Raw genomic sequence first — 26,513 nt, forward strand, 5'->3', positions numbered from 1 at the left:
CCGCCGGAATCCGCCCTTAGGCTGGTTCCCGACCATCGAATCGCGTCCCGGGTCCCCATCATGGCTGTCAGTTTCCGCGCGGCGGCGCTCGCCGCGGTCGCGAGTTCGCTGTGCTGCGCCGCCGCCGCGCAGGCGCCGAGGCCGCTCTCGCTGGCCGAGGCGCTGCAGAAGGCCTCGCACGCGCATCCCCGGCTGTTCATCGCCGACCGCGACATCGCCATCGCCGAGGCGCGGCGCCTGCAGGCCGGCGTCCGGCCCAATCCACAGCTCTCGCTCGAGATCGACAACGCGTTCGGATCGGGCGGCTACCGATGGCTGCGCGCGGCCGAGGCGACGCTGCAGCTCAGCCAGGTCTTCGAGCTCGGCGGCAAGCGCGACGCCCGCGTCGCGGTGGCCGCGGCGGAGCACGACGCCGCCCGCCACCAGCTCGCCGCCGCGCGGCTCGAGCTGCTGGCCGAGACCACGACGGCGTTCGTCGCGGTCGCCGGCGCGCAGCGCCGCGCGCTGGTGCTCGACCGGCAGCTCGCGGCGCTCGACCGGCTGACCCCGCTGCTGCGCCAGCGCGTCGAGGCCGGCGCGTCGTCGGAGGCCGACGCCGCGCGCGCCCAGGTCGCGATCGACCTGGCGCGCATTGACCGCGACCGCGCGCGCACGGCGGCGGCCGGCGCGCGGCGCGACCTCGCGTCCTTCATGGGGCTGGCGCAGCCCGATTTCACGGTGGTGGCCGGCGATCTCGACCGGCTCGCGCGCCCGCCGGGCTTCGCCGCCGTGCTCGCCGCCATCGACGGCAATCCGCAGCTCACGCGCTGGACGGCGATCCGCGCGCAGCGCGACGCCGAGATCCTCGCCGCCCGCCTGAAGCCGACGCCGGATCTCCAGCTCGGCGTCGGCCTGCGCCACTACCGCGATTCAGGATCGGTCGCGGCGCGGCTCGGCGTCTCGGTGCCGATCCCGGTCTGGGACCGCAACGCCGGCGGCGTCGCCGAGGCGCGCGAGACCGCCGCCAAGGCCGCGGGCGAGCGCGACCAAGCCCGCCTCGCGCTGACCGCGACGGCCGGCCGGGCCGTCGACGCGATGGCCGGCGCGCTCCAGGAGCTGGACACGCTGCGCCGCGCCGTGCTGCCGAACGCGCGCAAGGCGCTGGCCGCCGTCGAGGCGAGCTACGCCCAGGGCCGCCTGCCGCTGCTCGATCTACTGGAGTCGTACCGGACGCTCGCCGAGGCCGAGCTGCGCGAGGTCGAGGCGCTGGCCGCCTACCACACCGCCGTCGCCACGATCGAGGGGTTGACCGGCGGACTTTCCACGCCTTCCGGAAGGAGCGCGCCATGACCGGCCTGAAACGCCTCGCCGCCAGCGGCGGCGTGGCCCTGCTGCTGCTGGCGTTGACTGGCGGCGCCGGCGTACTGATGCTCCGCGCGTCGGGCTCGAGCGCACCGCCCGCCGCGCACGGCGGTCACGCGCATGGCGAGGGCCACAAGCACGACGAGGAGGGCGTGGTCACGCTGTCCGACGCCAAGGTCGCCGCGGCGGCGATCGAACTCGAGAAAGCGGGACCCGCGACGTTGCGCGAGAGCCTGCGTCTCAACGGCGTCATCCAGCCCAACCAGGAGGCGATGGCGCAGGTCACGCCGCGCTTCCCCGGCATCGTGCGGAGCGTGCGAAAGCGGCTGGGAGACATGGTCGCTGCCGGCGACGTGCTGGCGACGGTCGAGAGCAACCAGAGCCTCACCGTGTACGAGCTGAGGGCGCCGATCGCCGGCACGATCATCGAGCGCAACGCGGCGCTGGGCGAGTACGTGTCGGAGCAGAAACCGGCCTTCGTCGTCGCCGAGCTGTCGACGGTGTGGATCGACCTCTCGGTCTACCGCCGCGATTTCAGCCGGGTCCGGCTCGGCGACGCGGTCGTGATCGACGCCGACGACGGCGGGCCGCCCGTCGAGACCACGATCTCCTACGTCTCGCCGATCGGCGCCAGCGACACCCAGAGCGCGGTGGCGCGCGCCGTCGTGCCGGACGGCGGACGCCTGCGTCCCGGCCTGTTCGTCACCGCCCGGCTGCTGCTCGGCGCCAAGCCGGTGGCGCTCGCGGTCAAGCTGAGCGCCCTGCAGACGCTCGACGGCAAGACCGTCGTTTTCGTGCGCGACGGCGACAAGTTCGCGGCCCGCGAGGTCGAGCTGGGCGCCCGCGACGACCGCATGGTCGAGGTGCTGTTCGGGCTGCTGCCGGACGACGTCTACGCCGCGAAGAACAGCTTCGTGGTCAAGGCGGAGCTGGGCAAGGGGAGCGCCACCCATGAGCACTGAGCCGGCGTCCGGCGGCGGCTGGATCGACCGCATTCTCGCCGCCTCGATCCGCCACCGCTGGCTGGTGGCGGTCGCCGCGATCGGCGTCGCGATCCTCGGCGCGTGGAATTTCACGCGCCTGCCGATCGACGCCGTGCCCGACATCACCAACGTGCAGGTTCAGATCAACTCGAGCGCGCCGGGATACTCGCCGCTGGAGACCGAGCAACGCGTGACGTTCCCGATCGAGACGGCGATGGGCGGGCTGCCCAACCTGCACTACACGCGCTCGCTGTCGCGCTACGGGCTGAGCCAGGTGACGGTGGTCTTCAAGGACGGCACCGACATCTACTTCGCCCGCCAGCTCGTCAACGAGCGCATCCAGCAGGTGAAGGACCAGATCCCGTCGGGCATCACGACGGCGATGGGGCCGGTGTCGACCGGTCTAGGCGAGATCTACATGTACGCGGTCGAGGCGAAGCCCGGCGCGGTGAAGCCCGGCGGCGGCGCCTACACGCCGACCGATCTGCGCACCATCCAGGACTGGATCATCAAGCCGCAGCTGCGCACCGTGCCGGGGATCGTCGAGGTCAACACGATCGGCGGCTACCCGAAGCAGTTCCACGTCCTGCCCGACCCGGCGCGGCTGATGGCGTTCCGCCTGACGTTCCGCGACATCATGGCGGCGCTGGCGGCCAACAACGGCAACGTCGGCGCCGGCTACATCGAGCGCAACGGCGAGCAGTACCTGGTGCGCACGCCCGGCCAGGTCGCCAACCCCGAGGAGATCCTCGACATCGTGATCGGCTCGCATGGCGGCGTGCCGGTGCGCGTTCGCGACGTCGCCGAGGTGCGCGAGGGCCGCGAGCTGCGCTCCGGCGCGGCCAGTCTCGACGGCGAGGAGGCGGTGGTCGGCACCGCCATGCTGCTGATCGGCGAGAACAGCCGCACCGCCGCGCAGCGCGTCGCCGCCCGTCTGGCGGAGATCGGACGCTCGCTGCCCGACGGCGTCGTGGCGCGCGCGCTCTACGACCGCACCACGCTGGTCGAGGCGACAATCGCGACGGTGGAGCGCAACCTCGCCGAGGGCGCCCTGCTCGTGGTCGCGATCCTGTTCCTGCTGCTCGGCAACCTGCGCGCCGCCGTCGCCACGGCGCTGGTCATCCCGCTGGCCATGCTGTTCACCGTCACCGGCATGGTGGAGCACAAGGTCAGCGCCAACCTGATGAGCCTCGGCGCGATCGATTTCGGCATCATCATCGACGGCGCCGTCATCATCGTCGAGAACTGCCTGCGCCTGCTGGCCGTCGAGCAGGCGCGCCTCGGCCGGACGCTGGACCGCTCGGAGCGCTTCGCCACGATCCTCGCGGGATCGCGCGAGGTGATCGGCCCGTCGCTGTTCGGCACCTTCATCATCGCCGTCGTCTACCTGCCGGTGCTCACCCTCACCGGCGTCGAGGGGAAGATGTTCACGCCGATGGCGCTCACGGTGCTGATGGCGCTGGGCGGCGCGGCGGTCCTCTCGATGACCTTCGTGCCGGCCGCCGTCGCGCTGCTGGTCACCGGCCGCGTGGCCGAGCACGAGAACCTCTTCATGCGCGGCGCCCGGCGGATCTACGGCCCGGCGCTCGACTTCGCGATCCGGCACCGGCTGGCGGTGGCGGCCAGCGCGGCGGTGCTGGTCGCGTTCACCGGCCTGGCGGCGTCGCGCATGGGCGGCGAGTTCATCCCCTCGCTCGACGAGGGCGACATCGCGCTGCACGCCATGCGCGTGCCCGGCACCGGCGTCGACCAGGCGGTCGACATGCAGCGCGCCCTGGAGAAGGCGCTGCGCGAGTTCCCCGAGGTGAAGCTGGTGATGTCGAAGATCGGCACGGCCGAGGTCGCCACCGACCCGATGCCGCCGAACGTCGCCGACAATTTCGTGATCCTCAAGCCGCGCGCGCAATGGCCCGATCCGAAGCGCTCGAAGGCCGACCTGGTGGCGGCGATCGAGAAGCGGCTGGCCGAGGTGCCCGGCAACAACTACGAGTTCACCCAGCCGATCCAGATGCGCTTCAACGAGCTGATCTCCGGCGTGCGCGCCGACGTCGGGGTCAAGATCTTCGGCGACGACCTGGAGGCGCTGGCGGCCGCCGCGGCGCGCGTCGAGGCGGTGCTGCGGACGGTCCCCGGCGCCGCCGACGTCAAGACCGAGCAGGTCTCCGGCCTGCCGGTGCTGACCGTGCGGATCGACCGCGCGGCGCTGTCGCGTTACGGCGTCAACGTCGCCGACGTGCAGGAGATCGTCGAGATCGCGGTCGGCGGCAAGAGCGCCGGCGCGGTGTTCGAGGGCGACCGCAAATTCGACCTCGTCGTGCGCCTGCCGGAGCGGCTGCGGATCGATTTCGACGCCATCGGCGCGCTGCCGATCCCGCTGCCGGCGGCCGAGCCGTCCACCGTAGCCCGTCGCGGCGCTCCCGCGACGGCGGCCGGCCAGCCGCGCTACGTGCCGCTGTCGTCGGTGGCGCGCATCGAGATCGCGCCCGGCCCAAACCAGATAAGCCGCGAGGACGGCAAGCGCCGCATCGTCGTCAGCGCCAACGTGCGCGACCGCGATCTCGGCTCGTTCGTGGCCGAGGCGCAGCGCCGGATCGCCGCCGAGGTCAAGCTGCCGGCCGGCTACTGGATCGGCTGGGGCGGGCAGTTCGAGCAGCTCGTGTCGGCGGCCAAGCGCCTGACCATCGTCGTGCCGGTGGCGCTGTGCCTGATCTTCATCCTGCTGTTCATGAGCCTGGGGTCGCTGGCCGACGCCGCGCTGGTGTTCAGCGGCGTGCCGCTGGCGCTGACCGGCGGCGTCGCCGCCCTGCTGATGCGCGGCATCCCGCTGTCGATCAGCGCCGGAGTGGGCTTCATCGCGCTGTCGGGCGTGGCGGTGCTTAACGGCCTCGTCATCATCGCCTTCATCCAGAAGCTGCGGGCCGGCGGATCCCCGCTGCTCGACGCCATCCGCGAGGGCGCGCTGACGCGGCTGCGGCCGGTGCTGATGACGGCGCTGGTCGCCTCGCTCGGCTTCGTGCCCATGGCGGTGGCGACGGGCGCCGGCGCCGAGGTCCAGCGGCCGCTGGCCACCGTCGTGATCGGCGGCATCGTGTCCTCGACCATCCTCACCCTGCTCGTGCTGCCGGCGCTCTACGCGTTGTTCCGGCGCGAGGTCCAGCCGGCGCGCGCCACGACCTCGCCCGTCCCCGAAACCGTCTGATGGAGATCTGAGATGAGATACGCACTGGCGTTCCTGGCGTTCGCCGCCCTCGGCGCCGCCGCGGCCTACGCGCAGCATTCGCACTCGCATGCCACGAAGGGCCCCAACGGCGGGCGCATGCAGGACGTCGCCGGCGTGCACGCCGAGCTGCTGACGGCCGGCGGCTCGATCACCGTGAACATCTTCGACGAAGCCAACAAGCCGCTCGACGCCAAGGGCTACACCGCCTCGGCGCTGATCGTGGCAGGCGCCAACCGCGAGACGGTCACGCTGACGCCCGCCGGCGGCAACGCGCTCAAGGGCGAGGCCAAGGCGCCGATCCTCAACGGCGCCGCGATCACGCTGGTGCTGAAGACGGCGGCCGGCAAGTCCGGCCAGGTGAAGTTCTAGGCCTGCCGCGAAGGCTCGAAGGTCGCGAACCGCCGGGCGCGGAGGTACGGACTGCGCGCCCTCACCGCCGGCGGAACTTCGTTCCGCCGTTCCTCTCCCCCGATGGGGGCGAGGAGGAAGAGGCTTGAGAGCGACGGAAGAAGGCGCGCCTCCGCGCTCATGTTCCTCTCCCCCCATCGGGGGACGGGCCGCGTGAGGGGGCGCCACGACGCCGCGCGTCGCTGGCTCGACCCCGCTCGCGACGCTGAAAGCGATAGCCCTCCCTGTCATTCCGAGCGCAGCGAGGAATCTTCAGGCAGCGCCGGAAGAGGGAAGGATTCCTCGCTGCGCTCGGAATGACGGTTGGGAAGGTCGTGCCTCGGGGATCGCGTGGCGGGGGCGGATCGACCGACGACCCCGTCCGCGCGACCTCGCCGCCCGCCTCAGGCGACCTTCGTCGCGAGGTGGGGGAACATCGCCAGCCGGGCGGCGTCGTCCATCTCGGCCTTGAAGCTGTGCTTCTCCTTCAGCGCCAGCGCGCGCTGCGCCGCCGGACGGGCGTTGATCTCGTCGAGGTGGCGCTGGATGTTCGGCATGCCCTTCATCGCCTCGGGTCCGAGCACGAACGGCACCAGCCGCGACCAGCCCCACAGCGCCATGTCGACCACGGTGTAGGTGTCGCCCAGCATGTAGCGGCCCTTGCCCAGCCGCGCCTCGATGATGCCCCAGTGGCGCTTCGCCTCGAAGGTGTAGCGGTTGACGGCGTAGTCCTTGGGCTCGGGCGCGAAGTTGCGGAAATGCACGGCCTGGCCCGAGTAGGGGCCGATGCCGGAGGCCACGAACATCATCCAGCTCAGCAGCGCGCCGCGCTCGGCCGGCGACTTGCCCGGCAGGAACTTGCCGGTCTTCTCGGCGAGGTAGAGCAGGATGGCGTTGCTGTCGAACACCGTGGCGTCGCCGTCGACGATGGCCGGCACCTTGGCGTTGGGGTTGATGGCGAGGAACGCCGGCGCGTGCTGCTCGCCCTTGCGCGTGTCCACGGGCATCAGCGCGTAGGGCAGCTCCATCTCCTCGAGGCACAGCGCCACCTTGGTCGGGTTCGGCGCCAGATTGTAGTAGAACGTGATCATCGCGGTCCTCGCTGCGGATTCACCGGAAGCGGCGGATCGTAGAGGGTGCGCGGGGGCGGGGCAATCGGGCGCGGGCCCGCGCCGTCGCCCTGGTCAGCGCCCGGGGCCGCGGGCCGCGGCGGCCTCGAACTCGCCGACGAAGGCGACGACGATCATCGTCAGCAGCGCGAGCGGCAGGGCCAGCGCGGCCCCGTCGAACTGCGCGACGTTCCCGGCGATCACGACGGCGCCGAAGGCGTTGGCCAGGGTCTGCGGCAGCGCCGGCATCCGCAGGAGCCCGGCGATGAACGCGCGGCCCGCGCCGGCCGCGCGCGCCAGGGCGTCCGCGACCGGGCGCGCCGCCGCGCGGCAACGGCGGAGCGTCGGGGCCGCGACGACCGACACCGCCGCGGCTCCCGACGCCAGCGCATGGAGCAGCGCGAGGGCGACCACGCCGCCGACGATCTGGACCACGAACGCGCAGGTCGCGGCGACGTTGGACAGGCGGTCGCGCGCGCCCTTGGCGAAGCGCGGCGCGAGCGGCACCAACATGCCGGCGGCCGCGCCGATGGCCGCGCCGGTGAGGTCGCCGAGGCCGGCGCCGACCACCGTGGCGAGACCGGTCGTCAGGCCGAAGGCGAGCAGCGACCGGCGGATCGCCATCGTCCGTTGATCAGACATCTTCAATCCTCCATGGCTGGCGCCGCCACGCGGGCTATCGCGGACGCGGGCGCGCGAACGCCTCGCGGCCGGCGGCCTCGGCGGTGACGAGGAATTCCGCGAACATCTGCTCCATCATCGTCCTCACCGGCGCCGGCGCGCGGGCCGGCGTGCCGGCGTCGAACGGCGGCTCCGGCGCGTATTCGGCCAGCAGCTGGACGCCCTCGGCGTAGGCGCGGTCGCGCAGATCGCCGACCAGCGACAGGCCGAAGTCGAGCCCGGCCGTGACGCCGCCGCCTGTGATGCGGTTGCGGTCGCGCACGACCCGGCCGTCGGCGGGGATGGCGCCGAAGATCGGCAGCAACGATTTGGTGAGCCAGTGCGACGTGGCGCGGTAGCCGTCGAGCAGTCCGGCGGCGCCGAGCAGGAGCGAGCCGGTGCACACCGACGTCACGAACTTGGCGCGGCCGCCGCGGTCGGCGAGGAAGCGCAGCGTCGCCTCGTCGCGCATCGCCGCCAGCGTGCCGGTCGTGCCGCCGGGCGCGCACAGGATGTCGAGGTCGCGGGCGCAGGTCTCGAAGGTGGCGTCGGGCGTGAGGACCAGGCCGGTGTCGCTGCGCACCGGCGCCGCGTCGCGCGCGACGATCTGCACCGTCGCGCCCATCAGGTTGGTCAGCATGTAGTGCGGACCGACCATGTCGAGGGCGGTGAAGCCCGGATAGATCAGGAACGCGATCCGCTCGGTTCCTCGCCAATGCGGCGGCGTCGCGTGCATGTCGTGCGCCGGCGGCGGCGCGGCGGCCGGTGCCGGGGCCGGCGGCGCCGACGGCTGTCCCAGCGCCGGCCCCACGCCGCCGCCCGCGATCACCGCGGCGACCGCGGCCAGCCCGGCCGCGGCCTCCCGCCTCGTCGTGTCCTCCACGCTCCCCTCCATCAGTAGCGCGCCGCCAAGGTGGCGAACACGGTGAGTCCGTCCGCCGGCGCGACGCGGCCCGACAGGTACGGGTATGGAACGTAGTAGCGCTTGTCGAAGAGGTTCTTGCCGACGAGCGAGACGTTCCAGTTCTCGTACTGGTACGACACCTTGGCGTCGAACACCGCGTAGCCCGGCGTGCGCCACGGCCCGCCGAGCTCGACCGGCTGGCTCGACGCCGCGTAGAGCCCGCCGCCCAGCGCCAGGCCGGCGAAGCGGCCCTCGGTGAAGGTGTAGTTGACCCAGAGGCGCCCGGAGTCGCGCGGCACGCCGACCACGCGGGCCCCTTCGAGGGCCGGGTTCCCGTCGCGCGTCACCCGCGAGTTCACGTGGGCGTAGCTCGCCAGGACCGCCCAGTTCGGGTCCGGCTGCCAGACCAGGTCCGCCTCGAAGCCGCGCGAGCGCTGCTCGCCGGTCTGCACCTGCACGAAGCCGACAGTGGTCGGCACGTTGGTGCGCTTCAGGTCGAACACCGCCAGCGTCCCGGACAGTCCGAAACCGAAATGCAGCTTCACCCCCGCCTCGTACTGGGTCGACGATTCGGGCTTCGGCGCCGTCGGTCCGTTGAAGAACGGGACCGCCTTCAGCCCCTCGGTGTAGCTGGCGAACGCCGTGAACCCGGGCAGGATCTCGAACGCCGCCCCGATCTTGGGCAGAGGCTTCACCTCGCGGGTGTGGAACGACGCGCCGGTCGTCAGCTCGCTGGACTTGATGTCCACGCGGCCGACCCGCAGCGCGGCGAGGAGGTGGAGGCGCTCCCAGATCGACGACTGGATCTGGGCCGTCACCCCCGATTGCCGGTAGACGTTGTCGATGTTCGAGAAGGTGGTGAACGGCCCCGACGGCGGGCTGTTGTAGGGCGGGAACACGGGCGCGGTGAAATCGACGAAGCCGACCAGCTCGGCGTTGAGGATTCCCTTGTCGGAGACGTGGTTGTGGTCGACGCCGAGCAGGAAGCGGTTGCGCGTCGGTCCGGCGTCGAACTTCGCTACCACGTTGGTGTTGATCGAGAACTCGGTGTTGTCCTCCCCGAGGTAGCCGTTGAACAGCCCGAACGTCGACGGCGGGATGTCCGGCCGGTTGCCGAGGATCAGCTGCGACGGCTCGCGGAACCGCGACGTCGAGACGCGCGCCGTGGTGAACGTCGACCAGACGTCGTTGAAGGCGTGGTCGAACCGCGCCGTGACGCCGACGTTCTCGGAGATCGAGTCGGGCAGGCCCTTGTCGCCGGGGAACAGGTCGCGGCGGATCGAGAAGGCCGAGCGGTCCAGCGTGCCGACGGCCGGGAGGCCGGCGTAGTCCTTCTGGTCCCGGCGCGAGAACTGCCCCTGGATCGTGAGCGAGGTCCCCTCCTTGTTGGTGAACGTCAGCGTCGGATTGATCGCGACGCTCCGGCGGCGCACGACGTCGACCACCGACCCGGTGGACTCGTACTGGCCCGTGAAGCGCAACAGCACCGTGCCCTCGGCGTTGAGGGGCTGGTTGATGTCGACGTACGGGCTCCACAGCCCGTAGCCGCCGACGCGGAAGCCGAACTCGGCGAACCGCTTGTCCGTCGGCAGCTTCGAGACGACGTTGACGATGCCGCCCACCGGGCTCGCGCCGCCCTGGTAGAGGATGCTCGACGGGCCCTTGAGGACCTCGAGCCGCTCCACGTTCACCGTCAGGTCGCGGGCGCCGATGTCGTAGTAGTTGGGCAGCCCGTCGACGAAGCGCTCGGCGCGCTGGCCGCGGACGGTGGGCGTGAGCTGGCCGGCGAAGAGCGGGTCGAGCGGAAACACGCCCGACACGTTGCGCATCGCCTCGCTCTGCGTCACCGCGCCCTGGTCGTCGATCACCTTCCGCGGGATGACGATCACGGCCTGCGGCACGCGCTCGACCGGCGTCTCGGTCTTGGTGGCCGAGCGCGTGGTCAGCGCGCGGTAGCCGCGGACGGGCCCCGCCGTCGTCTCGTCGACGCCGGTCGGGGCGGTGACCTCGACGGGAGGGGTCGTGACGGCCGGGCCGCCGGGCTGCTGGGCGGCGGCGCCGAGGGCGGCCGCCTGGACGAGTCCGATGGCGAGGATCGACGCGGCGCGGGAGCTGAGAGGGGCGGCCATGGCTACCACCTCACCTTGAGGCCGGCGTAGACGGCGCGGCCGTCGCCGGGATTGAACAGGTTCGGCGTCGCGACCGGATCGTAGACGTCGACGATACTGGCGCTGGAGATGTAGTGCCGGTTGGCGAGGTTCCGGGCCTCGACGAAGGCCGTGAACCGGCCGCCGTCGTCGTAGCCGGCGCGGAGGCCGAACAGGACGTAGGACGCCGATTTGAACGTGTTGGCGTTGTCGACGTAGTAGGCCTGTGGCGCCCACTCGATGTTGGGGCCGACGAAGAAGCCGGAGGGGTGCTTGTACAGCAGCTCGGCCCGCAGGTAGTGGCGCGGCACGCCGGGGATCTGGTTGCCGCCGTAGGTCGGATCGTTCCGGAAGTGGAAATCGCTGAACGTGTAGGCGAGGTTCAGCCACAGGCGGTCGGGATTCGGACCCTGGACGAACAACGACTTGAGCACCGACGCGCCGCCGCCGATCTCCGCGCCCTGGTGGATGGTGCGCGGCGCGTTGCGGACGTCGCACATGCCCATCACGAAGGCCAGGCACTGCAGCTCGTTCGAGATCCACGAGCGGTAGAGCGCGACGTCCCAGGTGTAGTCGGCGCGGCTGCCGCGGGTGCCGATCTCGACGGTGGTGGCGCGCTGCGCCTTGACGGTGCCGAACCCGACGGTGGCGCCCTCGCCGAAGCTGGGCACCTCGGCGCTGCGCGACACGTTGAGGAACGCCTGCCACTCCTTGTCGACGTTCCACAGCAGGCCGCCCTTGGGCGAGAACGGCGCGTAGCTGCCGCGCGCTCGGGGCGCCGGCGCGAGGCCCTCGTAGCCGACCTCCTTGCGGATCGCGTAGAGCTGCTGCGCGCCGAGCACGAGCGCGATGTCGGGCAGGACGTACAGCGAGTTCTCGGCGTAGAAGGTGTAGTTCTCGGCGTCCTGGCGGCCGCGGTTGAGCAACGGGCCCTTCACCGCGCCGGGGAAGTTCAGGTAGGTCTTCACGTCGACGCGGCCGTTGTGGACGTTGGCCCCGGCGACGAAGCGGTTCTCCATGCCGCCGATCCGCCGCTCGTCGACGACGCGCGCGAAGGCGCCGTAGTCGTCGTAGCGCCAGTCCAGCCACACCGGGATCGGGTGCTGGAGATGGCGGTTGACGTAGAAGGCGCCGAACTCGACCGTGGTGCCGTCGAACCGCATCGTCGTCTTGTTCGCGACGCGGATCGAGTCGACGTTGCGCTGCCAGTCGAGCAGCGTGTTCGCCGGATTCGGCGCCCGCGGCTGGTGCAACGCCGAGCCCTTGTCGACCTCGCCGGGGATGCGCTGCCGGATGTAGTTGGCGTTGAGGTAGAAACGGGTCTCGATATCGTCGGTGATCCGGAAGCCGAGGTTGGCGTTGCCGCGCGCCGACTTGCCCTCGCTGTGCTTGCGGTAGCCGTCGCTCTCCTGCCACGTGCCCGCGACGAACAGGTCGACGGGGCCCGAGACGGCGCCGCTCGACGCCTGGAGCTGGTAGGTGCCGAAGCTTCCGAACGTGATCCCGCCCTGGGTCGGCGCGTCGCGTCCGCTGGGGGTCACGAAGTTGATGGCGCCGCCCAGCGCGTTGGCGCCGAAGCGCAGCGCGTTGGCGCCCTTGAACACCTCGACGTAGCGGTAGGCGCCGGGGGCGATCTCCTGGAAGTCGCCGTAGCCGTCGGCTGTGTTGATCGGGATGCCGTCCATGTAGAGCTGGACGCCGCGCAGGTGGAAGTTGCGCGACAGGCCCGAGCCGCGGATCGACAGCCGGCTGTCCTCGCCCCATTTCGGCTGCACGAAGACGCCGGGCACGTAGTCGAGGATGTCCTTCGGCGTGGTCGCCTTGCGGGTGCGCAGGACGCTGTCGGGGACGACCTCGACCGCGCCGGGCGTCTTGCGGATCTCCGTCGTCGCCTCGGTCGTGGTGGGGACGGTCAGACTCCGGTTGGGATCGACGGCGGGCGCCGAGACCTCGACCGGCGGGACCGGCACGGGCGCGCTCTGCTGCGCGCCGGCGGGGAGGATCGCCATGGCGGCGACGAACGGAACGGCCGCGCGGAACGCGCGCCGTTGAAATACGGCGGACATGAAGGGCCTCGTGCGTGGAACGGTCTGGAATCAGGACGGATTCAGACCGCGCGCGGAGGACCTCTGGGTTGTTGGGGGGCGCTCGCCGGCGACCGCGCCGGACGAGGGTCGCGCGTCGCGGGGACCGCCGGAGCGGCGGCCGGGTAGGACGGCGCGACGGTCGCGGCGGTGGCGGGCGCGGGAACGGCCGCCGCCACGGCGCAATGGCCGCCGGGGAGGCAGCAATCGTGCCGGCTCGCGTGTCCTGGCGCCGCGGGCCGCGGATCGCCGCGTTCATCGGTGCCGCCGGGAGCGACGCAGAGGACCCCCGAGGCGAGGCCGAGCGCGCCGTCGGCGACGGCCCGAGCGCTCGCCAACGGCGACAGCAACCCTTGGAGGATCAGGGCGCAGACGAGCGCGATCGCGACCAACGCGCGACGGACCCGTGCCGATTCCCTGGCTCCCCCCATGCGGCACCGTTACCGCGCGCGCGCCCCCGCGGTCAACCGCGGCGGTCGACCGCGGCGCCCGCGCGGCCCGCTCAGACGACGCCCTTGCGCACGTAGTCGCGGATGTACTCGTAGCGGCCGCTGCCGCCGGCGCTCTTCTCCGTCGCGCTCTCGCGGTCGATCCAGAACCAGTCCTCGACCAGCGACGCCTGCTGCTCGGGGTTCATGCCCTTCCACGAATCGCCGATGGTGTATTTGTACGCCGCCGACGTCGTGCCGCCCGACAGCGCGCCGCGGCACTGGCTGATCACCGAACTCCACACGTAGGTCAGCGCCAGCACCGAGTTCTTGCCCTGCCAGACATGCCCGGTCTCGTGCACCAGCAGCGCCTGGGCGTCCTTGTGCTGGTTGGCGCGGTCCGTCGCCGTGAGGTCGGCGTAGAAGGTCGGCCCGACGCTCATGATGTAGCCGAGGTTGGTGAAGCTCAGCAGCGTGCCGATGCCCGCGCCCGCGACCGCGGCGACGGCGGTGAGCAGCGGATTCTTCGTGACGGCGGCGAAGAACGCGGCCGGCGCCGCCGCGGTCAGCAGGCTGGTCGGGATCGTGAACGGCCGGCCGTCGGCGCCGGCGCCGTTGGTGATGAACACGCGCTGGCGCATCGGCAGCCTGGCCGAGGTGTAGACGCGCTCGACGATCGCCCATTCGGCCGACGTGAGCAGCCGCACGCTGGTCGGTGGCGTGGCGTTCGCCATGGATTGCCTCCCGGAATGCCGCGGAGCGCGAAGCCTAAATCCGGGCGCCGGCGCGGGCAACGACGGACGCGCGTCGGGTCACGACGCACCCCGGGGACCTGATCATTGCGCGTCCAGCGCACCGGCGGCATGCTGGCCGCATCGATGATGGAGGCATCGGCCGCATGAACGGTGACGCGACGCGGAGCACCGGACCCGCCGCCCCGCCGCGGCGGCCCATCCTCCTCGTCCTCATCTTCGCGCTCGCCGGTATCGGCTTCGCGGCGCTGGCATGGTCGCTCGCCGCCGACGCGATGCGTCTCGCCGCGAAGGGCGTGCGCGTCGAGGCGCAGGTCGTGTCGATCGACGAGCATGGCCGGCGCGGCGCGGCCAGCTACACGCCGACGTTCCAGTTCCGGACCACCGATGGCCGGGTGGTGCGGGAACGGTCGAGCGAATCGGTCTCTTCCAAGGCGGAGATCGCCGGCGGGCGTCGCGTGGCGGTCGTCTACGATCCGGACAGGACGTCGAACGTCCGGCTCGCCTCGTCGGTCGACGCCGGCCCGGGCGTGCTGCCGTGGATCTTCGGCGGGTTCGCGATCGCGGCCTTCGCGCTCGCCGGGGTCGCGCTGTTCAAGCGGCCGGCGGCGCCACGCTGAGACCCGCATCGCCGCGTATCCGGCCCCTGAAGCGCTTCATACCTTGCGGTCCGCACCGGGCATACAACGGTGGCCATCAGCACGGCGGTGGTCGCCGGAGCGGACCGAAAAGGGAGAACGTCATGAGGAAGTTCGCGCTCGCGCTTCTGCTCGCCGCCGGTATCGGCTCGGTCGGCGTCGCGGTGGCCGCCTCCTTCTCGCCGGCCGAGGCGGCCTGCCACAACTACCGCACCAGCCGCTTCCACACCGGCGTCTGCTGAGCCCGACGCCAAGCCCGGTGAAAGCCCCGCCGCCCCTCCGCGACGGGGCTTTCTCGTCCGGTCTTCGTCCTACCGTCCCGCCTCCCCCGTCATCGGGGGAGAAGGTGCCCGGAGGTACGCCGCGGCGACCGCGGCGGGGTTTAGGGGTCTTCGTCCTCGCGTACGATTGGCGTGCGCGATGCCGGCGATCACGCGGGGCCGCGGCAACGCGCGCCTCATCCGGCGTTCCGGGCCACCTTCTCCCCCGACGACGGGGAAGAAGGGAAGAGAGCAAAGCCGCCCCTCCGCGGCGTCGTTTCACCTGTCCGGACCGCGCGGTCCGACCTCCACGCGCTAGACGATGGCATGGCATCACCAGACGGCGGGTCCGTACGGGAAGGATGGTGTCGGCGTCCCGTGCGGACCGCGGCACCCGCCTGTAAGCGGGCTACCCGGTCCAAAACCCGATATCGCACGTCGATGAAAAAAGACCGCGCCGCGCGCGCGGATCGCGACGACGGCGCGGACGCGCTCAGCCGCTGTCGGGTGTCGCGTTGGGCGCCGGCACCGAGGCGGCGGGGCGCGGCAGACGCACCCTGAGGCGGCGGATGCGGCGCGGATCGACGTCGACGATCTCGAACTCGACGCCGGAGGGGTGCCGGACCACCTCGCCGCGCTGCGGGATGCGGCCGGCCAGCGAGAAGATCAGCCCGCCCAGCGTGTCGACCTCGCCGCGCTCCTCGTCGCTGAGCAACGCGCCGGCGACCTCCTCGAAGGCGCCGATCGGAGTGCGGCCGGTGGCGTCGAAGGCGCCGTCGGCGCGCGCCACCAGGCCGGCGGTCTGCTCGATGTCGTGCTCGTCCTCGATCTCGCCGACGATCTCCTCGACCAGGTCCTCGATGGTGACCAGCCCGTCGGTGCCGCCGAACTCGTCGACGACCAGCGCCATGTGGACGCGCTGGCGGCGCATGTCGAGCAGCATGTCCGACACCGGCATGGTCGGCGCCACGAAGCTGACGCGCCGCAGCACGTCGCGCAGATGGAAGCGCCGGCCGCTGCCCCAGTACGACAGCACGTCCTTGATGTGGACCATGCCGATGACGTCGTCGAGCGACTCGCGGTAGACCGGATAGCGCGAATGCGCCTCGCGCTGGATCAGCTTGACGGTGTCCTCGAGCGGGGTGTCGATCGCGACGCCGACGATGTCGACGCGCGGCACCATGACGTCGGACACGGTCTTGGCGCGCAAGGTGAGGATGTTGGCGAGCAGCGCCCGCTCCTCCTCGCCGATCACCGGCTCGCCGGCCGGCGCGTCGCGCAGCGACGGCGTCTCCTCGACGATCTCCTCGATCGCCTCGCGCAGCTCGACGCCGCGGTCGCGCCGCCGCAGCCGGCGGATCAGGCGGCGGAGCGGGCCTGCCTCGCCGCCGGGACTTCGGTCGGAGCCGGGATCGGACATGGCGCGATTATAGGGGATACCGGCGGCGGCGTCAGGCCGACCGCGGCGGCAGCTCCTCGTAGCGGCCGCGGTTGATCGCCTGCAGGGCGCGCGACACCACCTTGAAGCAGTGGTCGTTCAGGCGTTTGCGGTCGCCGTGCGCGTCGATCACCGTCGGGGGGTGGAAGACGACCACCGCGGCCACCTCGCCCAGCGCCACCATGCTCCAGAGGTGGGAGGCCAGCTCCATGTCGCCATACCAGGCGTAGTAGGGCCGGCACAGCCGGCCCAGCGGGATGCCGTCGAGCCGCGCGTAGGTGATGGTCACCGGCTGCACCCGGACGTGGTGCCCGTGCTCGGAGAGCTGGGCGGCCGCCAGGAAGGAGCTGCGGAACGGCAGCACGCGCGTGCCGTCCCCGCTGGTTCCCTCGGGGAACAGCACGAGGTTGTCGCCGCGCTCGAGCCGCTCCTGCATCTCGTCGCGGCCGGCGCCGGTGGCGCGCGGCCGGCGCTCGACGAACACCGAGCCCTGCAGCTTCGCGAGCCAGCCGAAGAACGGCCAGCGCGCGACCTCGGACTTGGCGACGAACGACATCGGCGCCACGGTCGAGAGCACCTCGATGTCGAGGTAGGAGACGTGGTTCGACACGAACAGCGTGGCGCCCTCGCGCGCCGGCACGCCGTGGATCTCGATGCGGATGCCGAGGATGCGGCACACGACGCGGTGGTAGACGACCGGCAGCCAGAGATAGACCGGCCGCAGCCGCAGCAGCACGGCGAGCGCCTGCACCGGCATCAGCGGCAGCGTCCAAAGCGCGTAGATCAGGAGGCGCAACGCGCCGCGGGCCGGCGAGCCGATGGTCACGCCGGCCGGTCCGCCCGCCGCGTCATCCCGCCTCGGTCTCGCGCGCGCCGCGCTCGTAGTGTCGGTGGTACTTCTCGGTGATCAGGTCGGTCTTCACGACGATGAAGACGTCGGTGGTGTCGAACTGCGCGTCGATCACCGCGCCGTCGCCGACGAAGCCGCCGAGCCGCAGGTAGCCCTTGATCAGCGGCGGCACCTCGCGCTCGGCCGCCTTGGCGTCGTAGGAGCCGACCGGCAGCACGTCCATCTCGACGTAGCGCTCCGGCAGCGCCCGCGCGCACAGCGCCGGCGGCGCCAGGTGGCGGTGCCGGAGGTACGACAGCGGCCGCGCGAGACGCGCCGGATCGGCGCCCGGCAGGCTGGCGCAGCCGAACATGACCTCGATCTCGTAGCGCGAGATGTAGGTGGCGATGCCGCGCCACAGCAGGTTCATCGCCGTCATCCCGCGGGCCGAGGCGTCGATGCAGGAACGGCCCAGCTCGAGTACCTCGCCCGGCCAGTCGAGCATCACGCCGATATCGTACTCGGCCGCCGAGTAGAACCGGCCGACGCGGGCGGCGACGGGACGGCGGATCAGGCGGTAGGTGCCGACGATCGACGCCAGCCCGCCGCGGCGGCGGTCGAGCACCAGAAGATGGTCGCACAGCGCGTCGTACTCGTCGGCGTCGCGCCGGCGCGCCGCCGCCTCGGGCGACGGCTTGGCGGTCATCTCCTCGTAGAACACGCGGTAGCGCAGCGCCTGGGCCGCGTCGACCTCGGCCTCGTCGCGCGCCAGACGCACCTCGAAATCGCCCGCGACGATCGGCGCGAGGGCGTCGGCGCCCGGCCGCGCCCCGGCGGAACGGTCGATGGCGGCGCTGTTCATGGGGCCCATTATCGGGCGTCGGGCAACGGCGGCAACTATTTGTTTTTCGGACCGGAGCGGTCGCCCGGCTCGATCGGCACGGCGTAGAGCTCGAGCCGGTGGTCGACCAGGCGGTAGCCCAGCTTGAGCGCGATGCGGCGCTGCAGCTCCTCGATCTCCGGATTCTCGAACTCGATCACGCGGCCCGACTGGATGTCGATCAGATGGTCGTGGTGGTGGTCGGTCGACTCCTCGTAGCGCGAGCGGCCGTCCCGGAAATCGTGGCGCTCGAGGATGTCGGCCTCCTCGAACAGGCGCACCGTCCGGTAGACCGTGGCGATCGAGATGCGCGGATCGACCTCCACGGCGCGGCGGTAGACCGCCTCGACATCGGGATGGTCGGTGGCCTCCGACAACACCCGCGCCACGACGCGGCGCTGACCCGTCATCTTGAGACCCTTCTCGAGGCATTTTTCCTCGAGGCGGGAGCGGTCCGTCACGGCGCGTCCTCCACGTCGGGCGAATCGTTGATCGTCGGCGTCCGGGCGCCGTCGAGCGCCGAGGTCGTCAGGCGGCGGCGCGGCGGCCGGCGGGCGCCGCATGCATCCGCTGGACCAAACTCGGCACGTCGCCGGCCGGGACGGAGCTCTTCGACACGCGGGCAGCCACGATCCGGGTCGTCGACGCGGGACGGTCGGAAGACGATGTGCCGGCGACGTTCATGTTGTCCTTCGAAGATCCGGCGCCGAAAGCGGCGTTAAAACGGGTATATTCCGCTCCGCGACCGCGATCAACACGGGGTTTCCGCCCGCTTGCGCAGGAAGAGTCAGCATTGACGCCCGATTCCGAGATCGACATCACCGCCGACGTCTGCCCGATGACGTTCGTGCGGGTGAAGCTGGCGCTGGAACGCCTGCCGGCGGGCGCGTTGCTGGGCGTGCGCCTGAACGCCGGCGAGCCGCTACGCAACGTGCCCCGCGCGGTGGCGGCGGAAGGCCACGTCGTGCTGCGCCAGGAGCCGGAGACCGCTGGCGGCGGCGTGCATCGATTGTTGATCCGCCGGGCCTGATCGCGGCGGTTCACGCGAGCGGCGCCCGCAGCACCAGCGCGTCGACGCGCGTCCCGCCGCCGCGGGCGTAGTAGCCCGTCCGTCGTCCGACCGTCGCGAAGCCGGCACTCCGGTAGAGCGCCAGCGCGGCGGCGTTGTCGGCGGCGACCTCGAGGAACGCCGCGGCGGCGCCGGCCCGCCGCCACGATTCCAGCGCCACCGTCACAAGTCGCCGCGCCAGGCCCGCGCGGCGCGACGCCGGCGCGACGCCGAGGGTGATGATCTCCGCCTCGTCGGCCGCCACGCGCCAGACGATGAAACCGGCGGGCGCGCCGTCGGCCGCGGCGGCGATGGATCCGCCACAGGCCCGCGCCGACAACAACGCCGCGAACTCGCCCGCCGACCAGGCGCGCTCCCACGGCTCGGCGAAGGCGGCGCGGTAGAGCGCCGCGAGAGCGCCGGCATCGTCGGCCACCGCCGGCCGTAGCGTGGTCACGCGCCGCCCGCGGCGCGCGGCGGCGACGGCGTCGCCTCGGCGGCGCGCAGATAGAGCGGCCGGGGCATCCCGTCGGCGGCGTTGCGCGCGCGCCACGAAGCGGGATCGTCGCGCGCCGCCAACGCCGCCAACACGACGACGTCGGGGATGACCGGCCCGTCGCCGACCCGCGCGTCGACGCCCGTCGCCGCGAGCCGGGCCGCGAGAGCGGGCGCGCCGTCGCCGAGAATCACCGCCGGCCGGCCGGCCAGCCGCGCCGCGACGGCGCGCGCGTCGCCGACGAACGGCGCGCCGGCGTCGCACGCCGTATCGGCCAGCGCGACATAGAAATCGTCTCGGCGCGTATCGATCGCGGCGACCAGCGTGGCGCGGTCGGCGGCCGCGCGCGCGCGGTCGGCTTGCGAGGCGGCGGCGAGCACCACGCTCGTGGTCGATATGGCGGCGACGGGGATGTCCAGCGCCAGCGCCAGGCCGCGCGCCGTCGCCAGCGCGATGCGCACGCCCGTGAAACTGCCGGGGCCGGACGTGACGGCGACCAGCGACAGGGCCGCGGGCGCGACGCCGGCGGCGGCCAGCGCCGCCTCGATCATCGGCGCCAGCACGGCGGCGTGGCCGCGCTCCAGCGCGCGCGATTCGGAGGCCAGCGTCTCGACGCCGCCGGACGCGCCGACGCGCGCCACCGCCACGGAACAGGCGGCGCAGGCGGCATCGAAGGCGAGGATGAGGGGCGCGGGCACGATCCGCGTTCCTTAGAGCTTTTCACGGCCCGTGGAAACGCGGCGGCGGGGGCGCCGTGGATGGCCGCTACCCGTTCGCGCGGATGAAGTCGCGCACGCGCGGCATGATCTGCTCGCGCCAGCGGCGGCCGTTGAAGATGCCGTAGTGGCCGACGCCCTTCTGCTCGTAGTGCACGCGCCTCCCGGCCGGGATGTTCGGCGTCAGCGCGTGCGCCGCCTTGGTCTGGCCGACGCCGGAGATGTCGTCGAGCTCGCCCTCGACGGTCATCAGCGCCGGCTTGCGGATCGCCGACGGATCGATCTGCCGGCCGCCGGACACCCAGAGGCCGCGCGGTAGATGGTGCTCCTTGAACACGACCTGGATCGTGTCGAGGTAGAACTCCGCCGTCAGGTCCATGACCGCCAGGTACTCGTCGTAGAAGTCGCGGTGGCTCTCCGCCGAATCGCCGTCGCCGCGCACGAGGTGGTCGAACTGGCGCATGTGGGCGTTGATGTGGCGGTCCAGATTCATCGAGATGAAGCTGGTGAGCTGCATGAAGCCGGGATAGACGCGGCGCATCGCGCCGGGAAAGCCGAACGGCACCGACGAGATGACGGTCTGGCGGAACCACATCATCGAATTGCGCATCGCCAGGTCGTTGGGGACGGTCGGGCTGAGACGGGTGTCGATCGGTCCGCCCATCAGCGTGATCGATTTCGCCTGCATCGGATCGTCGGCCGCCGCCATCAGCGAGGCCGCGCCCATCACCGGCACCGACGGCTGGCACACCGCGATGACGTGGACGTCCGGGCCGAGGTAGCGCAGGAAGTCCGCGACGTAGTCGACATAGGTGTTGAGGTCGAAATTGCCGTCGACCAGCGGCACGTCGCGCGCGTCGAGCCAATCGGTGATGTGCACGTCGTGCTCGGGCAGCAGCGCCTCGACCGTGCCGCGCAGCAGGGTGGCGTAGTGGCCGGACATCGGCGCCACCACGAGCACCTTCGGATCGTTCCGCGGCGGCAGGCCGCCGAGGTCGCGGCGGAAGCGCACGAGGTTGCAGAACGCCTTGCGGACGAGGATCTCCTCGTTGACCGCGACTTCGCGGCCGTCGACCTTGGTGGTCGGCAGATCGAACTCGGGCTTTCCGTAGTAGCGCGTCAGGCGCGACACGATCTCGGCGCTCGCCGCCATGGTCTTGCCGAACCATGTCGTCGACAGCGGGTTGGTCGGACTGCCGTAGATCTCACCGGCCAGGTCGGCGGCCCAACGGACGGGCTGCGAAAGCTGGCGGTTCGCGTGATAGAGCGAATAGAGCATTGAGCGGTCACCCCGAGCGCCATCCAAAGAAGCGACCATTGCCGAATTCTTGGGCGCCGACGTCTTGGATTCCGCCGTTAAGATAGGCGAACGATTCTAAATGTCACGCCCAATTGCGCAGCGCACAATTCCGCCTAAATCTATGTGTTTCAAATAGTTAGACGCCAACAACCGGTCTGCAGGCCGCGATGCGCGACCGCGATGCGACATTCCGATGACATCGACGGCCCTACATGTAGCGCTTTACAGCGGCGGCGATGTCCTCCGCCCGGCTCTGATGGCTGAAATGTTGGACGAACCGGCCGTTGCGGTCGAGCAGATAGAAGATCGAGGAATGGTCCATCAGGTAGGGCGCGCCGTCCTTGCCTTCGACCTTGCGGTAGTAGACCCGGAACGACTTCGCGACGGCCGCGATCTCGGCCGGCGTGCCGGTCAGGCCGATGAAGCGCGGCCCGAAATTGCCGACATAGTCCTTCAGGACCGCCGGGGTGTCGCGCTCCGGATCGACCGTCACGAGGACGACGTTGACCTTCTCGTCGGCCCCCTTGCCCAGCTGCTCCAGCGCCGTCTGCATCAGGAGCAGCGAGGTCGGGCAGACATCTGGACAGTAGGTGAATCCGAAATAGATCAGGGTCGGCTTGCCCTTGAAATCCGCCTCGGTGACGCGTTTGCCGTCGTGGTCGGTCAGGGTGAACGGACCGCCGATGGCGACCTTGGCGCCGTCCGAGCGCGTCACGTCGACCACGATCCAGGCCGTGAAGGCGACGATCAGGACGACCCACAGTCCGAGGATGATTTTGGCGCCGCGCGACATGGCGGCGAACATGGCGAAGCCGCCGCCGGCGGGCAAGGGCGTCGGCGCCGCACATTCGCGCGAGCGGCGAGCTACGCGCGGCGCCGTCCACGACGCACCCACGCGTCATACTCCCGCCGCCACGACACGACGCTGCTGGGAAACGTCCGCGTCGCGTCGTCGTCGACGGTGTAGATCTTGCCCCATGGGCGGAACATGAAACCGCCGTAGAGGACGATGAATCCCGTCAGGTCGGCGATCTGGATCGTCGCCTGCATGCCGCGTTGCGCGACGCCGGCGGCGCTCCAGTCGCCCGGGGTCGGCGGCACGCTGCCGAGGATCAGCATCTGCGCCGTGCTGGTTCGTTCCATCGACCGCCAGACGCTGGGCGACGCGTCACCCCGGAGATAGCCGACGATCGTGTCGCGCGCCCCGCCGGGATAGAAGTCGGGAACCGCCGTCTTAAGGTCATCGAACCACGCCATCGACGCCTCCATTGGGACCGGCGAACCACGCCCGACCGGAAACGGAGCGCGCCGCCGCCCGCGAAGGCTAGGGAGGGGTGTCTGGAAACGCGAGCGCAAATGGATGGGCCGCACGGCCGCCCCGGCGCGGAGGCGCGAGACGGCGGCGCGCCGACGCGGTATTCAGGCGGGCCCGCCCAATCCGCGCCCCGGAGCCGCCCGATGTTCTACGATCCCGCCAAACGCGACCATGGGTTCCAGGTCGATCCGCTGAAGGCGCTGATCGTGCCGCGGCCGATCGGCTGGATCTCGACCGTCGACGCCAAGGGCAACGTCAATCTGGCGCCGTACAGCTTCTACAACGGCGTCAGCGAGTTCCCGCCGATGGTCTATTTCTCGGTCACCGGCACCTACGGCGACACCCCGACCAAGCATTCGCGCATGAACGCCGAGGCGACCGGCGAGTTCGTGGTCAACATCGTGACCGAGAAGCTCAAGGACGAGATGAACGTCACGACGACGATGTTCCCCTACGGCGTCGACGAGCTCGCCAAGGCCGGACTGACGCCGGCGCCATGCCGCTTCGTGAAGCCGCCGCGCGTCGCCGAATCGCCGGTGGCGCTGGAATGCAAGTACTGGCGCACCATCGAGCTGCCGCCGGAGCCGGGCCACGAGAGCAAGCGCGCGTCGATGGCGCTGGGCACGGTCGTCGGCATCCACATCGACGACTCGATCGTCAAGGCCGGCCGCATCGACGTCGCCTCGTTCCGGCCGATCGCCCGGCTGGGCTACAGCGAATATTCGACCACGGACAACGTCTGGCGCCTGGCGCGGCCGGACGATTCGCGGCACCAGTAGGCGCGCGGCGATGGCGGACGCGGCCACCACCGCGCCGGCGCGGAAGGCGCCGCGCTTCGCGATCATCGGCGCGGGCATGTCCGGCATCCTGGCGGCGATCAAGCTGCGCGAGCGCGGACTGACGGACTTCACCATCCACGAGAAGGCCGACCGGCTGGGCGGCACCTGGCGCGACAACACCTACCCCGGCCTGAGCTGCGACGTGCCCTCGCACGTCTATGCCTACGCCTTCGCGCTCAATCCGGACTGGAGCCACCGCTTCTCGCCCGGCGCCGAGATCCAGGCGTATTTCGAGGCCATGGCGCGGCGCCACGACGTCGTCCGGCACATGCGGTTCGACAGCGAGATCGTCTCGGCCGAATGGCGCGAGGGCCGCTGGCACCTCGAGGCCAAGGACGGCCACCGCGACGTGGTCGATTTCGTGATCTGCGCGACGGGCGTGCTGCACCATCCCGTCCATCCCGACATCGACGGACTCGCCAATTTCGCCGGCCCGCGCTTCCACAGCGCGCGCTGGGACCATTCGGCGACGCTGAAAGGCAGGCGCGTCGGGATCATCGGCACCGGCTCGACGGCGACGCAGATCGTGCCGGCGATCGTCGACGAGGTATCCAAGCTGGTCCTGTTCCAGCGCACGCCGCAATGGATCATGCCGATGGCCAACCCGGCCTACAGCGACGGCGAGCGCGCGATGTTCCGCGAGCGGCCGGACCTGCTGCGGCAATCCTACGAGCACTGGGCGCGCCGCTTCGTCGACACCTTCGCCAACGCCGTGATCGGCGACCGCGAGGAGCTGGCGAAGATCGAGGACCTCTGCCGCGCCAACCTCGAGGAGAACGTCGCCGATCCCGATCTGCGCCGCCGGCTGACGCCGGACTACACGGCGGCGTGCAAGCGGCTGATCATGTCCGACGCGTTCTATCCGGCGATGTGCCGCCCGAACGCGTCGCTGGTGACGGAGCGGATCGCGCGCGTCGAGTCCGAGGGCGTGCGCACGGCCGACGGCGTCCTGCACGGGCTCGACGTGCTGGTGACGGCGACCGGCTACGACGGCCACGCCTTCCTTCGGCCGATGCGCGTGACCGGCGAGGGCGGCCGCACCATCGAGCGGGCGTGGGCGCGGGCCAACGAGGCCTACCGCTCGGTGGCGGTGCCCGGCTTCCCCAATTTCTTCATGCTGGTCGGACCGAACAGCCCGATCGGCAATTTCTCCGTGATCATGATCTCGGAGGCCCAGATCGACTACGCGCTGCAGCTCGTCGATCTGGTGCGCGACGGGAAGTGCCGCGCCGTGGCGCCGAAGGCCGAAGCGGCGGCGCGCTTCAACGCCGCTATCCGCGAGGCGATGAAGGGCACGGTGTGGGTCACCGGATGCCGCAGCTGGTACCTCGACAAGAACGGCAATCCGGCGCTGTGGCCGTGGAGCTTCGACCGCTTCCGCGAGGAAATGAGGGCGCCGGACCTCCGCGACTTCGACCTGGTGCCGTGAGGCCGCCGCTCAATAGTGGTAGCGGCATTGGACGATCTCGATCACCAGGTCGGGCCTTTGCCCGGTGGCGCGATAGACGAGTCGATGCTCGCCGGTGATCCGCCGCGACCACCAGCCCGCGAGCCTTCCCCCCCAGGGGCTCGGGCTTGCCGATTCCCGCGAACGGCGACCGTGCCGCGTCCTTGATCAGCTCGTTGATCCGCGCGGCGATCCTCGGATCCGTGGTCTGCCGGTGGAGATAGTCGGACCAGGCGTCGGCGCTCCATAGGAGCTTCATCCGCGCCGGGCGCGTTTCGACCGGGCCGGCTTCGCTCCCGGCAGCGGCCGCGCGACGAGAGCGCCGCGATCCGCGGCGGCGACGCTTTTCAGAAGGCGGCGCGCGTTAGCGGGGCTACGGAGCAGATGCGCCGTCTCCGACATGCCCTCGTACTCCTCCAGCGACAGCATGGCCACGGAGCCACCTGAGCTCCGCGTCACGATCAGCGGCGCGCGCTGGTTGCTGACCTGGTCCATCATCCGCGCGAGGTTCTGCCGCAGGCGGCTGTAGGTTACGACGGACAGGGGACGACCTTTCGACTTGTACTGTGAATTGTACAAGCGTCGCCGGCAAGGCGCGCGAGGTCACTCCGCCTTGAGCCAGAGCGGGTCCTTGAGCTTGCCGAGGAACGCGGCATGCGCGGCGAGCTCGGCGGCGGACGCGACGTGCGGGCGCGGCGCGCGCGTGGCGGCGGACGCTGCGCCGGCGCCCGCGGGGTCCGACGCGGCCGGCGCGCCGGCGAGGTCGAAGCCGCGCTGCCGTCCGCCGGTGAGCTCGATGTAGACCTCGGCGAGGAGCTCGGCGTCGAGCAGCGCGCCGTGGCGGGTGCGGTGCGCGTTGTCGATGCCCAGCCGCTCGCACAGCGCGTCGAGGCTGGCGCGCTGGCCGGGGAATTTGCGCCGCGCCAGCGTCACCGTGTCGACGACATCGTTGCGCAGCGGCGGCCGGCCCAGCCGGTCGAGCTCGGCGTTGATGAAGCCCATGTCGAACTGGGCGTTGTGGATCACGAAGCGCGCGTCGGCCACGAACTCGAGGAACGCCTCGACCTTGTCGGCGAACAGCGGCTGGCCGAACAGGAACTCCTCCGACAGCCCGTGCACCTGGAACGCCTCGACCGGCATGTCGCGTTCGGGGTTGAGGTAGGTGTGGAACGTGGCGCCGCTCGGCGCGCCGTTCAGCATCTCGACGCAGCCGATCTCGACCAGCCGGTGCCCGGCGCGGGGGTCGAGACCGGTGGTCTCGGTGTCGAAGACGATCTCGCGCATGCCCGCTC

The 26,513-nt window shown here is 71.3% G+C and carries 27 protein-coding genes and 1 pseudogene; 9 read left to right on the forward strand and 19 right to left on the reverse strand.

What is annotated here, in order from left to right; translation table 11 throughout:
- Positions 1-60 precede the first annotated feature (60 nt).
- From IPK81_11805 to IPK81_11820, 4 genes are read left to right on the forward strand one after another with little or no spacing between them, the layout of a single operon-like run.
- A complete protein-coding gene (locus tag IPK81_11805) occupies positions 61-1,329 on the forward strand; it encodes a TolC family protein (protein ID QQS14771.1) in 1,269 nt (422 codons plus the stop codon).
- Positions 1,326-2,303, forward strand: coding sequence for an efflux RND transporter periplasmic adaptor subunit (locus IPK81_11810; GenBank protein ID QQS14772.1), 978 nt, complete (start codon positions 1,326-1,328; stop codon positions 2,301-2,303). The genes IPK81_11805 and IPK81_11810 overlap by 4 nt, the downstream gene beginning before the upstream one ends.
- Positions 2,293-5,523: a CusA/CzcA family heavy metal efflux RND transporter gene (locus tag IPK81_11815; protein QQS14773.1), complete on the forward strand. Its 3,231-nt coding sequence runs from the start codon at positions 2,293-2,295 to the stop codon at positions 5,521-5,523. The genes IPK81_11810 and IPK81_11815 overlap by 11 nt, the downstream gene beginning before the upstream one ends.
- 12 nt (positions 5,524-5,535) lie before the next feature.
- On the forward strand, positions 5,536-5,913 hold the full coding sequence (locus IPK81_11820) for a hypothetical protein (GenBank protein ID QQS14774.1): 378 nt from the start codon (positions 5,536-5,538) through the stop codon (positions 5,911-5,913).
- Between the two features lie 422 nt (positions 5,914-6,335).
- Here the strand turns inward: IPK81_11820 and IPK81_11825 are convergent, their stop codons facing one another.
- The 6 genes from IPK81_11825 to IPK81_11850 form a co-directional block, all read right to left on the reverse strand.
- Positions 6,336-7,022, reverse strand: coding sequence for a glutathione S-transferase N-terminal domain-containing protein (locus IPK81_11825; GenBank protein ID QQS14775.1), 687 nt, complete (start codon positions 7,020-7,022; stop codon positions 6,336-6,338).
- Between the two features lie 93 nt (positions 7,023-7,115).
- Positions 7,116-7,682, reverse strand: coding sequence for a hypothetical protein (locus IPK81_11830; GenBank protein QQS14776.1), 567 nt, complete (start codon positions 7,680-7,682; stop codon positions 7,116-7,118).
- A gap of 34 nt (positions 7,683-7,716) precedes the next feature.
- Positions 7,717-8,595, reverse strand: coding sequence for a DJ-1/PfpI family protein (locus tag IPK81_11835; GenBank protein ID QQS14777.1), 879 nt, complete (start codon positions 8,593-8,595; stop codon positions 7,717-7,719).
- Positions 8,595-10,733: a TonB-dependent siderophore receptor gene (locus IPK81_11840; protein ID QQS14778.1), complete on the reverse strand. Its 2,139-nt coding sequence runs from the start codon at positions 10,731-10,733 to the stop codon at positions 8,595-8,597. Before IPK81_11840 ends, IPK81_11835 begins: the two co-directional genes overlap by 1 nt.
- Positions 10,734-10,735: 2 nt before the next feature.
- The gene (locus IPK81_11845) at positions 10,736-12,817 is read right to left on the reverse strand and encodes a TonB-dependent receptor (protein QQS14779.1); all 2,082 of its coding nucleotides are present in this window, start codon (positions 12,815-12,817) and stop codon (positions 10,736-10,738) included.
- Positions 12,818-13,337: 520 nt separating this feature from the next.
- A complete protein-coding gene (locus IPK81_11850; GenBank protein ID QQS14780.1) occupies positions 13,338-13,997 on the reverse strand; it encodes a hypothetical protein in 660 nt (219 codons plus the stop codon).
- A gap of 164 nt (positions 13,998-14,161) precedes the next feature.
- Between IPK81_11850 and IPK81_11855 the strand changes: the two genes are divergently transcribed.
- Entirely contained in the window at positions 14,162-14,635 is a 474-nt protein-coding gene (locus IPK81_11855; protein QQS14781.1) for a DUF3592 domain-containing protein, read from the forward strand.
- A 122-nt stretch (positions 14,636-14,757) separates the two neighbouring features.
- Positions 14,758-14,895: a hypothetical protein gene (locus tag IPK81_11860; protein QQS14782.1), complete on the forward strand. Its 138-nt coding sequence runs from the start codon at positions 14,758-14,760 to the stop codon at positions 14,893-14,895.
- Positions 14,896-15,406: 511 nt separating this feature from the next.
- On the opposite strand, the gene IPK81_11865 is transcribed toward IPK81_11860, so the two are convergent.
- The 5 genes from IPK81_11865 to IPK81_11885 all read right to left on the reverse strand — a co-directional run bounded on the left by IPK81_11865 (position 15,407) and on the right by IPK81_11885 (position 18,744).
- Positions 15,407-16,333: an HlyC/CorC family transporter gene (locus IPK81_11865; GenBank protein ID QQS14783.1), complete on the reverse strand. Its 927-nt coding sequence runs from the start codon at positions 16,331-16,333 to the stop codon at positions 15,407-15,409.
- Between the two features lie 31 nt (positions 16,334-16,364).
- Positions 16,365-17,108 (reverse strand): 1-acyl-sn-glycerol-3-phosphate acyltransferase, encoded by a 744-nt coding sequence (locus IPK81_11870; protein QQS15072.1) that lies wholly within the window; start codon positions 17,106-17,108, stop codon positions 16,365-16,367.
- Between the two features lie 91 nt (positions 17,109-17,199).
- Positions 17,200-18,042, reverse strand: coding sequence for a GNAT family N-acetyltransferase (locus IPK81_11875; protein QQS14784.1), 843 nt, complete (start codon positions 18,040-18,042; stop codon positions 17,200-17,202).
- 35 nt (positions 18,043-18,077) lie between these two features.
- The gene (locus IPK81_11880; GenBank protein QQS14785.1) at positions 18,078-18,623 is read right to left on the reverse strand and encodes a transcriptional repressor; all 546 of its coding nucleotides are present in this window, start codon (positions 18,621-18,623) and stop codon (positions 18,078-18,080) included.
- Complete coding sequence (locus IPK81_11885; protein QQS15268.1) at positions 18,589-18,744, reverse strand: hypothetical protein; 156 nt, start codon at positions 18,742-18,744, stop codon at positions 18,589-18,591. Before IPK81_11885 ends, IPK81_11880 begins: the two co-directional genes overlap by 35 nt.
- Here IPK81_11885 and IPK81_11890 point away from each other — a divergent pair.
- Positions 18,743-19,090 (forward strand): sulfurtransferase TusA family protein, encoded by a 348-nt coding sequence (locus IPK81_11890; GenBank protein QQS15073.1) that lies wholly within the window; start codon positions 18,743-18,745, stop codon positions 19,088-19,090. The two genes, IPK81_11885 and IPK81_11890, sit on opposite strands and share 2 nt — an antisense overlap.
- A 10-nt stretch (positions 19,091-19,100) precedes the next feature.
- On the opposite strand, the gene IPK81_11895 is transcribed toward IPK81_11890, so the two are convergent.
- The 5 genes from IPK81_11895 to IPK81_11915 form a co-directional block, all read right to left on the reverse strand.
- Positions 19,101-19,544, reverse strand: coding sequence for a GNAT family N-acetyltransferase (locus IPK81_11895; GenBank protein ID QQS15074.1), 444 nt, complete (start codon positions 19,542-19,544; stop codon positions 19,101-19,103).
- 17 nt (positions 19,545-19,561) lie between these two features.
- Positions 19,562-20,302 (reverse strand): tRNA (adenosine(37)-N6)-threonylcarbamoyltransferase complex dimerization subunit type 1 TsaB, encoded by a 741-nt coding sequence (gene tsaB, locus IPK81_11900; GenBank protein ID QQS14786.1) that lies wholly within the window; start codon positions 20,300-20,302, stop codon positions 19,562-19,564.
- A 67-nt stretch (positions 20,303-20,369) separates the two neighbouring features.
- On the reverse strand, positions 20,370-21,599 hold the full coding sequence (locus IPK81_11905) for a polyhydroxyalkanoate depolymerase (protein QQS14787.1): 1,230 nt from the start codon (positions 21,597-21,599) through the stop codon (positions 20,370-20,372).
- 229 nt (positions 21,600-21,828) lie between these two features.
- Complete coding sequence (locus tag IPK81_11910; GenBank protein ID QQS14788.1) at positions 21,829-22,425, reverse strand: SCO family protein; 597 nt, start codon at positions 22,423-22,425, stop codon at positions 21,829-21,831.
- A 59-nt stretch (positions 22,426-22,484) separates the two neighbouring features.
- On the reverse strand, positions 22,485-22,877 hold the full coding sequence (locus IPK81_11915; protein QQS14789.1) for a hypothetical protein: 393 nt from the start codon (positions 22,875-22,877) through the stop codon (positions 22,485-22,487).
- A gap of 201 nt (positions 22,878-23,078) precedes the next feature.
- Here IPK81_11915 and IPK81_11920 point away from each other — a divergent pair, with 201 nt between their 5' ends.
- Positions 23,079-23,714, forward strand: a complete 636-nt coding sequence (locus IPK81_11920; protein ID QQS14790.1) for a flavin reductase family protein — start codon at positions 23,079-23,081, stop codon at positions 23,712-23,714.
- Positions 23,715-23,724: 10 nt separating this feature from the next.
- Entirely contained in the window at positions 23,725-25,203 is a 1,479-nt protein-coding gene (locus tag IPK81_11925) for an NAD(P)/FAD-dependent oxidoreductase (GenBank protein ID QQS14791.1), read from the forward strand.
- A gap of 9 nt (positions 25,204-25,212) precedes the next feature.
- Here the strand turns inward: IPK81_11925 and IPK81_11930 are convergent.
- From IPK81_11930 to dnaQ, 3 genes and pseudogenes are all read right to left on the reverse strand, one after another.
- A pseudogene (locus tag IPK81_11930) lies at positions 25,213-25,480 on the reverse strand (Txe/YoeB family addiction module toxin).
- On the reverse strand, positions 25,477-25,764 hold the full coding sequence (locus tag IPK81_11935) for a type II toxin-antitoxin system prevent-host-death family antitoxin (protein ID QQS15075.1): 288 nt from the start codon (positions 25,762-25,764) through the stop codon (positions 25,477-25,479). The pseudogene IPK81_11930 and the gene IPK81_11935 overlap by 4 nt, the downstream one beginning before the upstream one ends.
- Positions 25,765-25,824: 60 nt before the next feature.
- Positions 25,825-26,505, reverse strand: coding sequence for a DNA polymerase III subunit epsilon (gene dnaQ, locus IPK81_11940; protein QQS14792.1), 681 nt, complete (start codon positions 26,503-26,505; stop codon positions 25,825-25,827).
- Between the last annotated feature and the right edge of the window lie 8 nt (positions 26,506-26,513).

This window comes from Rhodospirillales bacterium (assembly GCA_016699855.1).
In the GTDB taxonomy this organism is placed as follows: domain Bacteria; phylum Pseudomonadota; class Alphaproteobacteria; order Reyranellales; family Reyranellaceae.